Raw genomic sequence first — 14739 nt, 5'->3', positions numbered from 1 at the left:
GGTCGGCCGGGCCGGCTAGGACGGCTTGGCGGCGTACGGGCGGAAGAGGCCCTCCTGGACCACGGACACCAGCAGCCTTCCCTCCACGTCGTAGATGCGGCCCCGGGCCAGACCACGGCCGCCGTGGGCGATGGGCGACTCCTGGTCGTACAGGAACCACTCGTCCGCACGGAAGGGCCGGTGGAACCACATGGCGTGGTCCAGCGAAGCCATGTCGAAACCGCGCATGCCCCACAGGGGTTCCACCGGGATGCGCACGGCGTCGAGGAGGGTCATGTCACTCGCGTAGGTGAGGGCGCAGGTGTGGATGAGGGGGTCGTCGCCCAGCGGGCCGACCGCACGCATCCACACCGCGCTGCGGGGATCGGATCCCTTGAGCTCCTCGGGAGTCCAGCGGAGCCGGTTGACGTACCGGATGTCGAAGGGCTGGCGGCGGGCCATCCGCTCCAGCGCCTCCGGCAGCGCCCCGAGGTGCTCGCGGATCTCGTCCGCCAGCTTGGGGAGCGTGTCCGGATGAGGAACGTGGTGAGGAGGCAGCTGGTGTTCGATGCCACCCTCCTCCGGTTGATGGAAGGAGGCGGTGAGATTGAAGATCGTCTTGCCCTGTTGGACCGCGGTGACCCGGCGCGTGGTGAAGGACCGCCCGTCGCGCACCCGCTCCACCTGGTACACGATCGGCACCCCGGGGATGCCGGGGCGCAGGAAGTACGCGTGCAGCGAGTGCACCGGGCGGTCGCTCTCGACGGTGCGTCCCGCGGCCACCAGCGCCTGGCCGGCCACCTGCCCGCCGAAGACGCGCTGGAGCGACTCCTGCGGGCTGGCGCCGCGGAAGATGTTGACCTCGATCTGCTCCAGATCGAGCAGATCGACCAGTCTCTCGGCGGGGTTCGTCATCAGAGGATCTCCACGGTCGGGTCCGGCGGGTCCGGCAGGTCCGATGGGGCGGGCGGGTACGGCGGGGTGCGGTGGACGGTCAGAGCGCTCCGAGCTCGCCGACCGAGGTGACCCGGATGACGGCCCGGCCCTCCTCGTCGGAGGCGGCCAGGTCGACCTCGGCGCTGATGCCCCAGCCATGGTCGCCGTTGGGGTCCGCGAAGGTCTGGCGGACGCGCCACAGGCCGTGCGCCGGGTCCTCCTCGATCTGCAACAGCTTGGGGCCGCGGGCGTCGGGGCCGGTGCCCAGGTCGTCGTACTCGTCCCAGTACCCGTCCAGGGCCTCGCCCCAGGCATCCGCGTCCCAGCCGGACTCGGAGTCCAGCTCGCCCAGCACGTTGACGTGGTCGAGGGCGGCCAGCTCCACCCGACGGAACATGGCGTTGCGGACCAGGACACGGAAGGCGCGCGAGTTCGCGGTGACCGGCTTGACCTGGTCGGCCTTCTCCTGGGCCTGCTCCGCCGTCTCCACCTCCGGGTTCGCCAGCTGCTCCCACTCGTCCAGCAGGCTGGAGTCGACCTGGCGGACCAGCTCGCCGAGCCAGGCGATCAGGTCCTGGAGGTCCTCGGACTTGAGGTCGTCGGGGATCGTGTGGTCCAGCGCCTTGAACGCGCTCGCCAGGTAGCGCAGCACGATGCCCTCGGTACGGGCCAGCTCGTAGAAGGAGGTGAACTCGGTGAAGGTCATCGCGCGTTCGTACATGTCGCGGATGATCGACTTCGGCGAGACCGGGTGGTCGCGCACCCACGGGTGGCTCTTCGCGTACACGTCGTAGGCGTGCGAGAGGAGCTCTTCGAGCGGCTTGGGATAGGTGACGTCCTGGAGCCGTTCCATCCGCTCCTCGTACTCGATCCCGTCGGCCTTCATCTGGCCGACCTGGATGCCGCGCTCCTTGTTCTGCTGGGCGGCCAGGATCTGCCGCGGGTCGTCCAGCGTGGACTCCACCACGGAGACCATGTCCAGCGCGTAGGAGGGGGACTCCGGGTCCAGCAGGTCGAAGGAGGCCAGGGCGAAGGTGGACAGCGGCTGGTTGAGCGCGAAGTCCTGCTGGAGGTCGACGGTGAGCCGGATGGTGCGGCCCTCCGCGTCCGGGGTGTCGAGCTTCTCGACCACACCGCCGTCCAGCAGCGAGCGGTAGATCGCGATGGCCCGGCGGATGTGCCGCAGCTGGGCCTTGCGGGGCTCGTGGTTGTCCTCCAGCAGGTGGCGCATCGCCTGGAAGGCGTCGCCCGGCCGGGCGATCACCGACAGCAGCATGATGTTGGTGACCTTGAAGCGCGAGGTGAGCGCCTCCGGGTCGGCGGCGATGAGCTTCTCGAAGGTGGTGTCCGACCAGGCGACGAAGCCCTCGGGAGCCTTCTTGCGCACCACCTTGCGGCGCTTCTTCGGGTCGTCGCCGGCCTTCGCGAGCGCCTTCTCGTTCTCGATGACGTGCTCGGGGGCCTGGGCGACCACATAGCCCGCGGTGTCGAAGCCGGCCCGGCCGGCGCGCCCCGCGATCTGGTGGAACTCCCGGGCGCGCAGCGTGCGGACCCGATTGCCGTCGTACTTGGTCAGGGCGGTGAACAGCACCGTACGGATCGGGACGTTGACGCCGACCCCGAGGGTGTCCGTACCGCAGATGACCTTCAGCAGACCGGCCTGGGCGAGCTTCTCGACGAGGCGGCGGTACTTGGGCAGCATGCCCGCGTGGTGCACGCCGATGCCGTGCCGGACGTAGCGGGAGAGGTTCTGGCCGAACTTGGTGGTGAAGCGGAAGTTGCCGATCAGATCGGCGATCTTGTCCTTCTCCTCGCGCGTGCACATGTTGATGCTCATGAGCGACTGCGCCCGCTCGACCGCCTGGGCCTGCGTGAAGTGCACGATGTAGACGGGGGCCTGCCGGGTCTCCAGCAGCTCGGTGATCGTGTCGGTGATCGGGGTGGTGACGTACTCGTAGGAGAGCGGGACGGGCCGGGTCGCGGAGCGGACCACCGAGGTGGGCCGGCCGGTGCGCCGGGTCAGGTCCTCCTCGAACCGCTTCATGTCGCCGAGGGTCGCCGACATCAGGACGAACTGCGCCTGCGGCAGCTCCAGCAGCGGGATCTGCCAGGCCCAGCCGCGGTCCGGCTCGGCATAGAAGTGGAACTCGTCCATCACGACCTGGCCGATGTCGGCGTGCTTGCCGTCGCGCAGGGCGATGGAGGCCAGCACCTCGGCGGTGCAGCAGATCACCGGGGCGTCCGCGTTCACGGAGGCGTCGCCGGTCAGCATGCCGACGTTCTCGGTGCCGAAGAGCTTGCACAGGTCGAAGAACTTCTCCGACACCAGCGCCTTGATGGGGGCCGTGTAGAAGGTGACCTTGTCCTGCGCCAGGGCGGTGAAGTGCGCGCCGGCCGCCACCAGGCTCTTGCCGGAGCCGGTGGGGGTGGACAGGATGACGTTCGCCCCGGAGACGACCTCGATCAGCGCCTCCTCCTGAGCCGGGTACAGGGTGATGCCCTGGTCCTCGGCCCACGAGGAGAAAGCCTCGAAGAGGGCGTCGGGGTCGGCGTTCGGCGGGAGCTGATCAATGAGGGTCACACCCCCCATCTTGCCTGGCTTACCCCCGGATCAGGGAACCGGCGGACGGAACGAAGATCACCGCCGGTACGCTGTGCCGTCGATGCGGCCCCCACGAACCAGTCGACCGGGCCCGAACACACACCAGCGGGGCGGGAAACGACCATGATGGGTCCGGCGCACTCACTGTCCGGTGCAGCGGCCTGGCTGGGGGTGGGAGCGGCCACCGCGGCCGCCGGCCATCCCATGCCCTGGCCGGTCCTCGTCGTCGGCGCGCTGATCTGCGCCGGGGCGGCCCTCGCCCCCGACCTCGACCACAAGTCGGCGACGATCTCGCGCGCCTTCGGACCGCTCTCCAAAGGCGTGTGCGAGGTGGTCGACAAGATCTCCTACGCCGTCTACAAGGGCACCCGTTCCAAGAAGGACGCCCGCCGCACCGGCGGCCACCGCACCCTGACACACACCTGGCTGTGGGCCGTGCTGATCGGCGGAGGGTCCTCCCTGCTCGCCGTCAGCGCCGACCGCTGGGGCGTGCTCGCCCTGCTCTTCGTGCACCTGGTGCTGGCGGTCGAGGGGCTGCTGTGGCGGGCGGCCCGGATGTCCAGCGACGTCCTGGTCTGGCTGCTCGGCGCGACCAGCGCCTGGATCCTGGCCGGGGTGCTCGACCAGCCCGGCAACGGTGCGAACTGGCTGTTCACCGGTACGGGCCAGGAGTACCTCTGGCTCGGCCTGCCGATCGTCCTCGGGGCCCTGGTCCACGACATCGGCGACGCGCTCACCGTCTCCGGCTGCCCGGTCCTGTGGCCGCTGCCGATCGCCGGCAAGCGCTGGTACCCGATCGGCCCGCCGAAGGCGATGCGCTTCCGTGCCGGCAGCTGGGTGGAGCTGAAGGTCCTCATGCCGGTGTTCATCCTGCTGGGCGGCTTCGGCGGAGCCTCGGCCCTCGGCTTCATCTGACAGGAGACCGGGCGGCGGAGGGACCGGTCACCTCCGCCGCCCGGTGTTTCGGTGGCCCGGCTCAGCCGTGCCAGGAGCGCCACAGGGCCGCGTACGCCCCGTCGGCCGCGACCAGCTCGTCGTGCGAGCCGAGTTCGCTGATCCGGCCGCCCTCCACCACCGCGATCACATCCGCGTCGTGCGCGGTGTGCAGCCGGTGGGCGATGGCGATGACCGTACGGCCGTCCAGCACCCGGGCCAGCGAGCGCTCCAAGTGCCGGGCCGCGCGCGGGTCCAGCAGCGAGGTGGCCTCGTCCAGCACCAGCGTGTGCGGATCGGCCAGCACCAGCCGGGCCAGTGCGATCTGCTGCGCCTGCGCCGGGGTCAGCACCGTGCCGCCGGAACCGACCTCGGTGTCCAGACCGGCCTCCATGGCCCGGGCCCAACCGTCGGCGTCCACCGCGGCCAGCGACGCCCACAGCTCGGTGTCCCCGGCGTCCGTCCGCGCCAGGCGGAGGTTGTCCCGCAGCGTGCCCACGAACACGTGGTGCTCCTGGTTGACCAGGGCCACGTGCTCCCGCACCCGTTCCGCGGGCATCCGCGACAGCCGTGCCCCACCGAGGGTGACCTCGCCGGTCCGGGGCGCGTAGATGCCCGCGAGCAGCCGTCCCAGGGTGGACTTGCCCGCCCCCGAGGGGCCGACCAGCGCCATCCGGGTACCCGGCGGCACGTCCATCGACACCTGGTGCAGGACGTCCACGCCCTCCCGGTAACCGAAGTGGACCTCCTGGGCCCGCACGTCCCGACCCTCGGGCGCCACCTTCGCGTCCCCGGCGTCCGGTTCGATCTCCCGCACGCCCACCAGGCGGCCGAGCGAGACCTGGGCGACCTGCAGCTCGTCGTACCAGCGAAGGATCAGACCGATCGGATCGACCAGCATCTGCGCGAGGAGCGCGCCCGTGGTCAGCTGTCCGACCGACATCCAGCCCCGCATCACGCAGAACCCGCCGATCATCAGCACCGAGCCGAGGATCGTCACGAAGGTGACGTTGATGACCGGGAAGAGGACCGTCCGCAGGAAGAGTGTGTACCGCTCCCACGCCACCCACTGCGAGATCCGCCGTTCCGACAGCGCGATCCGCTCCGGCCCGAGGCGGTGCGCCTCGACCGTGCGGCCCGCGTCCACCGTCTCGGTGAGCACGGCCGAGACCGCCGCGTAGCCGGCCGCCTCCGAGCGGTACGCCGACGGCGCCCGCCGGAAGTACCAGCGACAGCCGATCACCAGCACCGGCAGCGCCACCAGCGCGGCGAGCGCCAGCGGTGGCGCGGTCACCGCGAGCGCCCCGAACAGCAGACCCGCCCACACCACGCCGATGGTCAGTTGCGGCACGGCCTCGCGCATGGCGTTCGCCAGCCGGTCGATGTCGGTGGTGATCCGCGACAGCAGGTCACCGGTACCGGCCCGCTCCAGCACGCCCGGCGGCAGACCCACCGACCGCACCAGGAAGTCCTCGCGCAGATCGGCCAGCATTTCCTCGCCGAGCATCGCCCCGCGCAGCCGGACCAGCCGGACGAAGAACGTCTGGACCGCCAGTGCCAGCGTGAACAGCAGCGCGACACGCCCCAGATGCAGCTCGCGCGCCCCGGCCGAGAGGTCGTCCACGACCTGGCCCAGCAGGTACGGGCCGGCCATGGAGGCGATCACCGCGGCCGCGTTGACGCTCACCAGCACCACGAAGGCTCTCCGGTGGCGCCGGAACAGGCCGCGCACATAGCCCCGTACGGTCGCCGACGTGCCCACGGGCAGGGTCGCGGCCGACTCCGGGGCGGCCGGATCGTACTCCGGCGGCGCCACGCCGATCATGCGGATTCCTCGATCTCTGTGAGTACTTCTTCCAGTTCCGTCAGTTCCGGTCGGCCGAGCCGCTGCTCCTCGTCGGTCTCGCGCGTGACGACCGCCCGGTAGCGCGGCTCGCGCCGCAGCAGCTCGCGGTGGGTACCGACGGCCGCCACCGTTCCCCCGTCGATGAGCACGACCCGGTCGGCGCGGTCCAGCAGCAGCGGCGAGGACGCCAGTACCACCGTGGTCCGTCCGGCGCGCAGGGCGCCGATGCCGTCCGCGATCCGCGCCTCGGTGTGCGAGTCGACCGCGGAGGTCGGCTCGTCGAGCACGAGGACCTCCGGGTCCGTGACCAGGGACCGTGCCAGCGCGAGGCGCTGGCGCTGGCCGCCCGACAGGGACCGGCCACGTTCGGTGATCCGAGCGTCCATCGGGTCCTCGACCCCGTCCGGCGCCGACTGCAGCAGCGCGTCCAGGACGTCCGCGCACTGGGCCGCGCCCAACGCCGCGGCGGACTCGACCGCTCCGGAGGCAGGTACGTCGAACAGCTCCCGCAGGGTCCCGGACAGCAGCACCGGATCCTTGTCCTGTACGAGGACCAGGGTGCGCGCGGTGTCCAGCTCCAGCTCGTCCAGCGCGACCCCGCCGAGGAGCACGGACGGCGCACCGGCCGTGCCGGTCGCGGCTTCCGCCGTGGCCTCGGCCGAGACATCCGCCCCGGCGTCCGAAGCGGCGGCCTCGTCCATCGCGTGGCCGCCCAGGCGTTCGGCGAGCCGCCCCGCCAGGTCCGGGTCCCCGCACACGACGGCGGTGAACCGTCCCGCGGGAGCCAACAGCCCGGTCCGCGGGTCGTACAGGTCCCCGCCGGGGGCCGGTGCCCGCACCGGCTCGGTGCGCGCGGGGTGCTCGGCGGCGACGGCGTCCGTCCGGTTCAGCGACAGCACCCGGGCGGCGCGCTTGGCGGACGGACGGGAGAAGGAGTACGCCATGGCGATCTCCTGGAAATGCCGCAGCGGGTAGAGCAGGGTCGCCACCGCGCTGAACACGGCGACGAGTTCGCCCACCGCGATGCGCCCGTCCGAGACGAGCGTGGCGCCGTACCAGACCACCGTGATCATCAGGGCGCCCGGGAGGACCACCTGGATCGCCGAGATCAGCGCCCACATCCGCGCGCTGCGCACGGCCGCCTCGCGGACCTGCTGCGAGGCCTCGCGGTAACGGCCGAGGAAGAGTTCCTCACCGCCGATGCCGCGCAGCACGCGCAGGCCGGCGACGGTGTCGGAGGCCAGCTCCGTGGCCTTGCCCGCCTTCTCCCGCTGGACGTCCGCGCGTCGGGTGGCGCGCGGCAGCAGGGGCAGCGGTGACAGGGCGATCAGCGGGACGCCGACGGCGACGACCACACCCAGCTCGGGGGCCAGGAACAACAGGCCCACGCAGACGAGGACGACGGAGAAGAGAGCCGCGAGGAAGCGCGAGACCGCCTCGACGAACCATCCGATCTTCTCCACGTCGCCCGTGGACACGGCGACCACCTCACCCGCGGCGACCCGTCGGGTGAGGGCGGAGCCCAGCTCGGCCGTCTTGCGCGCGAGGAGCTGCTGCACCCGGGCGGCGGCGGTGATCCAGTTGGTGACGGCGGTGCGGTGGAGCATCGAGTCGCCGACCGAGATGGCGACACCGATGACCAGGAGCAGCGCGCCGGCGAGCAGCAGCCGGTTCGGTTCGTGGTCGACCACGGCGTCGACACCGAGGCCCACGGCGTACGGCAGGGCGGCGACACCGGTGAAGTGCAGCATGCCCCAGCACAGGCTCTTGGCCTGTCCGCCGAGTTGACCGCGCCCCAGCCACAGCAGGAACCGGGGGCCGGACCGAGCGTCGGGTACCCCTGGATCCGGATACGGAAGATCGCTGATCTGCATGACGCCCCATGACTGGTCGAGTGGTCCAAACCGTGCAAGGTTCGCCTTCCGGGCCGGTGCCGGGCAATCGATTTTCCGCGGGGTGCCCGCCGCGGCCAGCAGGTTTACGGCGGCGGTCGGCGACGTGGCACCTGGTCACGGGGGTCGCACGCCCCGGCGCTCAGGGACGGGTGGCGCGCTCCAGTTCGAGTAACGCCGAGTGGTAGGTCCGTCCCGTCGCCCGGTCCATGCCCACCTCGCACATCCGGTTCGCCGACAGATGGGCGTCGAAGGCCCGCGCGGTCACCTCCCTCGCCTCGCGCGCCGTCGCCGACGCCGTCAGCTCGGGATGCAGCATGCCCCGGTCGCCCGCGAAGGCGCAGCAACCCGCGTCGTCGGGGACCACCACCTCCTCGGCGCAGGCCTCGGCGACCGCCCGCAGCCGGTCCTCGTCGCCCAGGTGCCGCATCGAACAGGTGGGGTGGAGCACGGCGGAGCCCACCGTGCGTCGGATCTCCAGACGGGGCAGCAACTCCTCGGCGGCCCACACGATCGAGTCGAGGACCCGCAACTCCGCGTGGAGGGCCCGGTTCCGCGGAGTCAGGTACGGGACCACCTCGCGCGCGATGCCCAGCGTGCAGGAGGACGCGTCGACGACCAGCGGCAGCAGCCCGCCCGCCGTCCAGCCCCAGGCCGCCTCGACGATCCGGTTGGCCATCACCCGGGTACCGGCCTCGTAGCCTTTGGAATGCCAGATCGTCGCGCAGCAGGTGCCGCCGACGTCACCGGGGATCCAGACGGGCCGGCCGGCCCGTTCCGACACGGCCACCACGGCCTGGGGCAACGAGGGACCGGACCGGCCCTGCGGGCCGCCGAAGATCCGGTTGACGCAGGCCGGGTAGTACACGGCCGACGCGCCCACCCGCCGGGTCGCGGGCAGTCGCCGCGCCGCGGCGCCCGGGAGCTCCGCGAGCCACCGCGGGACCAGGTCCGGACGTACGGCCTTGCGCGCGGCCCCGGTGACCGCCGCCAGCAGGGGGTCCCCGACCCGGGACGGGATCCGGTCGGCGGCCGCGACCGCCAGCCGGGCGGCGGACTCGGCGGCCCCGAACCGCCGGGCGGCCAGCGCGCCGGCGGCCTCCTCGCGCGGGCCGTGCCGGCGGCGGCGGAAGTCCTTCATCAACGCCCCGGTGTCGATGCCGACCGGGCAGGCGAGCTTGCAGGTGGAGTCGCCCGCGCAGGTGTCCACCGCGTCGTAGCCGTAGGCGGCGAGCAGTCCGTCCAGCACGGGGGAGCCGGGCTGCTGGCGCGTCATCTCACGGCGCAGCACGATCCGCTGGCGTGGGGTGGTCGTCAGGTCCTGGCTGGGGCAGACCGGTTCGCAGAAGCCGCACTCGATGCACGGGTCGGCCACCGCCTCCACCTGCGGAATGGTCTTCAGGCCGCGCAGATGGGCGCGCGGGTCGCGGTCGAGGAGGACGCGTGGCGCGAGGACGCCGTCCGGGTCGACCAGCCGCTTCGTGCGCCACATCAGGGCGGCGGCCGCGGGGCCCCATTCCAGCTCCAGGAAGGGGGCCATGTTGCGGCCCGTGGAGTGCTCCGCCTTCAGGGAGCCGTCGAACCGCTCCACGGTGAGCCGGCAGAAGGCGTCCATGAAGGCCCCGTACCGCTCGACGTCGGCCGGGTCGGCGGCGTCGAAGGCGAGCAGGAAGTGCAGGTTGCCGTGGGCCGCGTGACCGGCGACGGCCGCGTCGAAGCCGTGCTCCGCCTGGAGGGCGAGGAGTGCTTCACAGGCCTCGGCCAGCCGGCCCGGAGGCACCGCGAAATCCTCGGTGATCAAGGTGGTGCCCCGGGCGCGGGCTCCGCCGACGGCGGTGACGAAGGCCTTGCGGGCCTGCCAGTAGCCGCCCACGGTCTTCGGGTCGGCGGTGAAGGTGTTGGTGATCGAGGCCACCGGGGCGACCAGGTCGATCCCGTGGAGGAGCCGGGCGGCCCGTTCCGCGCAGGCGTCCCGGCCGGCCCGGTCCGGAGCCCGGAACTCCACGAGCAGGGCCGTGGTCTCCCGGGGCAGGTCGGCCCAATCGGCGGGCACCCCCGCGACGCTGACGGAGGCGCGCAGGGTGTTGCCGTCCATCAGTTCGACGGCGACGGCGCCCGCCGCGTTGAAGAGGGGCACCGCCGCGGCCGCCGCGGGCAGCGAGGGGAAGAACAGCAGGGCCGAGCAGACCTCGCGCTCCAGCGGGAGGGTGTCGAAGACGACCTCGGAGATGAAGCCGAGGGTGCCTTCCGAGCCGACCATGAGCCCGCGCAGGATCTCGACGGGGGTGGTGCCGTCCAGGTAGGCGTCGAGGCGGTAGCCGGTGGTGTTCTTGATCTCGTACTTGGCGCGGATCCGGGCGACCAGCGCGGGATCGGCCTCGATCTCCCGCTTGATCTCCAGCAGCCCGCGGCACAGGGCCGGTTCGGCGCGTGCCAGTTCCTCGTCGGCCAGTGGGTCGGCGGTGTCCACGACGGTGCCGCCGGGCAGGACGAAGGTGAGGGAGGAGAGGGTGCGGTAGGAGTTGCGGGTGGTGCCCGCGGTCATGCCGGACGCGTTGTTGGCGACGACCCCGCCCAGGGTGCAGGCGGCGGCGCTGGCCGGGTCGGGGCCGAGGATCCGGCCGTACCGGGCGAGGGCCGCGTTCGCCCGGGCCACGGTGGTGCCGGGCCGGATCCGGGCCCGCCTGCCCTCCTCCAGCACCTCGATCCCGGCCCAGTGGCGGCGTACGTCGACCAGGATGTCCTCGCCCTGGGCCTGGCCGTTGAGCGAGGTGCCGGCGGCCCGGAAGACGACGTCGCGCTGCCGGCCGTGGGCGTACGAGAGCACCGCGGAGACGTCGTCGATGTCCTCGGCGATCACCACGACCTGGGGGACGAAGCGGTACGGGGAGGCGTCGGAGGCATAGCGGACCAGGTCGGAGACCTTCCACAGCACCTTCTCGGGGCCGAGCAGCTCGGTCAGCTCGGTGCGCAGCGGCTCGGGCGTGCCGCCGGCCCGGTGCCCGGGGAGCCGGTCAGGGGCGGGGCCGCCGATGCCCCGGGGGCGCAGCGCCCCCGGCTTCGGTTCCAGCAACGGCATCTGCGGCCCCCTCGCGTCGTCGAGGCCCTCGGGTGGCCTACTCAGCAGGTGCGCTCCGCCGGGGCGTCCGACAGGGCGTTCAGCAGCCCGCCGAGCACTTCGCGCTGGTCGGCGGTCAACGGAGCCAGGATCTCCTCCGCCGCGTCGGTTCGCGCGTTGCGCAGCTGCCGCAGCGTGGCGCGACCGGTGTCGGTGAGCTCGATCCGGATGACGCGGCGGTTCGCGGGGTCGGGCGCGCGCCGTACGCACTCGGCCGCCTCCAGGCCGTCCACGAGGGTGGTCACCGCGCGCGGGACGACTTCCAGACGGGCGGCGAGATCCGCCATACGGGGTGCCTGCTCGCCCTCGTAGTGCGAGACGAGGCGCAGCAAACGACTCTGGGCGGGAGTGATCCCGAGCGGCACCATGTGGCGTTTCTGGATCCGGTGCAGCCTGCGCGTCAGGCGCAGGAGCTGTTCGGCGAGGAGGCGATCGCTGTCGGAGGCGGAGCTCATGCGGGAACGATATCAGGATGCCGTTCATTGTGAACATAGGTAACAATAACCTATGCTCCCATGGTCGCGACCTCACCGAAGGGGACCTTCGCGCAGACCGACCGCCCCGACCGCCGGATCCGACGGTCGAACCCGACCACCGACCTCCGACCCCCGAGAGGGTGCCCATGCCGCACGACGAACCGAAGTGGATCCCATCGAAAGACCCCATCGACCCCGCCCGTCCCGCCCCGGCGGAGCAGCCGCGTGAGCTGCGCCGCATCGTGGGGCTGTTCCGGCCCTACCGCGGCCGGCTCGCCGTCGTCGGCCTGCTGGTCGGCGCCTCCTCGCTGGTCGGCGTCGCCTCGCCGTTCATGCTCCGCGAGATACTCGACGTCGCGATCCCGCAGGGGCGCACGGGGCTGCTCAGCCTGCTCGCGCTCGGCATGATCCTGACCGCCGTCGTCACCAGCGTCTTCGGCGTGCTCCAGACCTTCATCTCCACCACCGTCGGCCAGCGCGTCATGCACGACCTGCGCACCGCCGTCTACGCGCAGCTCCAGCGGATGCCGTTGGCCTTCTTCACGCGGACCCGCACAGGAGAGGTCCAGTCCCGCATCGCCAACGACATCGGTGGCATGCAGGCCACCGTCACCTCCACCGCGACCTCGCTCGTCTCGAACCTGACGGCCGTCATCGCCACGGTGGTCGCCATGCTCGCGCTCGACTGGCGGCTCACCGTGGTCTCGCTGCTCCTGCTGCCCGTCTTCGTGTGGATCAGCCGGCGGGTCGGACATGAGCGCAAGCGGATCACGACGAAGCGGCAGAAGCAGATGGCCGCCATGGCCGCGACGGTCACCGAGTCGCTCTCGGTGAGCGGCATCCTGCTCGGCCGCACCATGGGCCGCTCCGAGTCCCTCACCGAGGCCTTCTCCGCGGAGTCGGAGAAGCTCGTCGACCTCGAGGTGCGCTCCAGCATGGCCGGGCGTTGGCGGATGTCCACCATCGGCATCGTCATGGCCGCGATGCCCGCGCTCATCTACTGGGCGGCCGGCATAGCCCTCCAGACGGGCGCACCCTCGCTCTCCGTCGGTACCCTCGTCGCCTTCGTCACGCTCCAGCAGGGCCTGTTCCGGCCCGCCGTGAGCCTGCTGTCGACCGGTGTGCAGATACAGACCTCCCTCGCGCTGTTCGCCCGCATCTTCGAGTACCTCGACCTCCCGGTCGACATCACCGAGCGCGCGGACGCGGTGCGCCTGGACCGGGCCAAGGGCGAGGTCACCCTGGAGGACGTGCACTTCGCGTACGACGCCGAGAACGGCCCGACCCTCTCGGGGATCGACATCACCGTCCCGGCCGGCGGCTCCCTCGCCGTCGTCGGCCCGACCGGCTCCGGCAAGAGCACGCTCAGCTACCTGGTGCCACGGCTCTACGACGTCACCGGCGGACGGGTCGCCCTCGACGGGGTGGACGTGCGTGACCTCGACTTCGACTCGTTGGCCCGCTCGATCGGCGTGGTCTCCCAGGAGACGTACCTCTTCCACGCCTCCGTCGCCGACAACCTGCGCTTCGCCAAGCCGGACGCCACCGACGAGGAGATCACCGAGGCGGCCCGCGCGGCTCAGATCCACGACCACATCGCCTCCCTGCCCGCCGGGTACGACACCCTGGTCGGCGAGCGCGGCTACCGGTTCTCCGGAGGCGAGAAGCAGCGCCTGGCCATCGCCCGCACCATCCTGCGGGATCCGCCGGTGCTGATCCTCGACGAGGCCACCAGCGCCCTCGACACCCGTACCGAGCACGCCGTCCAGCGGGCCATCGACAACCTCTCCGCGGGACGTACCACCATCACCATCGCCCACCGCCTCTCCACCGTCCGCGACGCCGACCAGATCGTGGTCCTCGACGCCGGGCGCATCGCCGAACGCGGCACCCACGAGGAGCTGCTGAAGGTCGACGGTCGGTACGCGGCGCTGGTCCGCCGGGACCGGGACGCCCAGCCGGCGCCCGAGCCGCCGGAGGGCGTCCAGCTGGCTCCGGTGAATGTGTGACGGTATGACCGACGCACGGGTCAGGTGCCGGAAATGTGACGAATCGCGGGTTAGCGTTCCCGCATGCGTCATGAGTACCGGCCGCCGCAGCGCCGTTCCCGGCTGACCCGCCGGGGCCGGCTGGCGCTCTTCCTCGGCACGCTGATCGCCCTGGGCGCGGCGGTCCTGATACCGATGCTGCGCGGTGGCGACGTGCCGGAGACGCCGCGTCGGCTGACGATTCCGGAGGGCTGGCGGGCCCCCCAGGTGTACGCCGCGATCGACCACGAGCTGAAGCTTCCGCCGGGATCCACGAAGACGGCGGTGGCCACCGCCGGGCTGGCACTGCCCGCGGAGGCCAGGGGCAATCCGGAGGGCTTTCTCTTCCCGGCGACGTACCCCGTGACCTCGAAGTCCACCCCGGCCACCCTGCTCGCGCACATGGTGCGGACGGCGAACCGGAAGCTCGCCACCCGGGCGGTCGCCGACGGCGGCAAGGCCCACGGGATGACCCCGTACCAGACGGCCACCCTCGCGAGCATCATCGAGGCGGAGGTCGACGGCCGTGCCGATATGGGCAAGGTCGCACGCGTGGTGCACAACCGGCTGGCGAAGTCGATGCCGCTCCAGATGGACTCCACCATCAACTACGCGCTGAACCGCAGCACCTTGGACACCAAGCTGAGCGACACCCGGATCGACAGCCCCTTCAACAGCTACGAACGCCAGGGACTGCCACCCACGCCGATCGACAGCCCCGGACTGGAGGCGATGGCGGCAGCGGTCGCCCCGACGCACGGCGACTGGTTGTTCTTCGTCACCGTCAAGCCGGGCGACACCCGCTTCTCGGCGACCTACGAGGAACACAAGAAGCACGTCGCGGAGTTCAACCGGATCCACGCGAGCAAGGGCTCCCGCACAGGTCAGGCCGGGCCCCCCGGGAAATGAGGGGCGCCGGCCCCGGCGGCG

The 14739-nt window shown here is 71.8% G+C and carries 9 protein-coding genes; 3 read left to right on the top strand and 6 right to left on the bottom strand.

The features are described from left to right. Window positions 1-15 precede the first annotated feature (15 nt). On the bottom strand, window positions 16-894 hold the full coding sequence (locus tag ACGFYY_RS07480) for an acyl-CoA thioesterase (protein ID WP_393707549.1): 879 nt from the start codon (window positions 892-894) through the stop codon (window positions 16-18). Between the two features lie 79 nt (window positions 895-973). After that, window positions 974-3496 (bottom strand): DEAD/DEAH box helicase, encoded by a 2523-nt coding sequence (locus tag ACGFYY_RS07475; protein ID WP_393707548.1) that lies wholly within the window; start codon window positions 3494-3496, stop codon window positions 974-976. Between the two features lie 144 nt (window positions 3497-3640). On the opposite strand from ACGFYY_RS07475, the gene ACGFYY_RS07470 reads away from it, so the two are divergent. After that, complete coding sequence (locus ACGFYY_RS07470; RefSeq protein ID WP_365266408.1) at window positions 3641-4432, top strand: metal-dependent hydrolase; 792 nt, start codon at window positions 3641-3643, stop codon at window positions 4430-4432. A gap of 61 nt (window positions 4433-4493) precedes the next feature. Here ACGFYY_RS07470 and ACGFYY_RS07465 read toward each other — a convergent pair whose 3' ends face one another. The 4 genes from ACGFYY_RS07465 to ACGFYY_RS07450 all read right to left on the bottom strand — a co-directional run bounded on the left by ACGFYY_RS07465 (window position 4494) and on the right by ACGFYY_RS07450 (window position 11761). Continuing rightward, window positions 4494-6275 (bottom strand): ABC transporter ATP-binding protein, encoded by a 1782-nt coding sequence (locus tag ACGFYY_RS07465; protein WP_365266405.1) that lies wholly within the window; start codon window positions 6273-6275, stop codon window positions 4494-4496. Further along, window positions 6272-8170, bottom strand: coding sequence for an ABC transporter transmembrane domain-containing protein (locus tag ACGFYY_RS07460; protein ID WP_393707547.1), 1899 nt, complete (start codon window positions 8168-8170; stop codon window positions 6272-6274). The genes ACGFYY_RS07465 and ACGFYY_RS07460 overlap by 4 nt, the downstream gene beginning before the upstream one ends. Window positions 8171-8330: 160 nt before the next feature. Next, window positions 8331-11267, bottom strand: coding sequence for an FAD-binding and (Fe-S)-binding domain-containing protein (locus ACGFYY_RS07455; protein WP_393707546.1), 2937 nt, complete (start codon window positions 11265-11267; stop codon window positions 8331-8333). 41 nt (window positions 11268-11308) lie between these two features. Then, entirely contained in the window at window positions 11309-11761 is a 453-nt protein-coding gene (locus ACGFYY_RS07450) for a MarR family winged helix-turn-helix transcriptional regulator (protein ID WP_393707545.1), read from the bottom strand. Window positions 11762-11928: 167 nt separating this feature from the next. Here ACGFYY_RS07450 and ACGFYY_RS07445 point away from each other — a divergent pair, with 167 nt between their 5' ends. Together ACGFYY_RS07445 and mltG are read left to right on the top strand one after the other, a co-directional pair. Then, entirely contained in the window at window positions 11929-13791 is a 1863-nt protein-coding gene (locus ACGFYY_RS07445; RefSeq protein ID WP_393707544.1) for an ABC transporter ATP-binding protein, read from the top strand. 63 nt (window positions 13792-13854) lie between these two features. Continuing rightward, on the top strand, window positions 13855-14718 hold the full coding sequence (gene mltG / locus ACGFYY_RS07440; RefSeq protein ID WP_393707543.1) for an endolytic transglycosylase MltG: 864 nt from the start codon (window positions 13855-13857) through the stop codon (window positions 14716-14718). Window positions 14719-14739: the final 21 nt, after the last annotated feature.

The organism is Streptomyces sp. NPDC048331 (assembly GCF_043201215.1).
GTDB lineage: Bacteria > Actinomycetota > Actinomycetes > Streptomycetales > Streptomycetaceae > Streptomyces.
The sequence above is the reverse complement of the archived record's forward strand: the minus strand, read 5'-3'. Positions and strand labels throughout refer to the sequence as shown.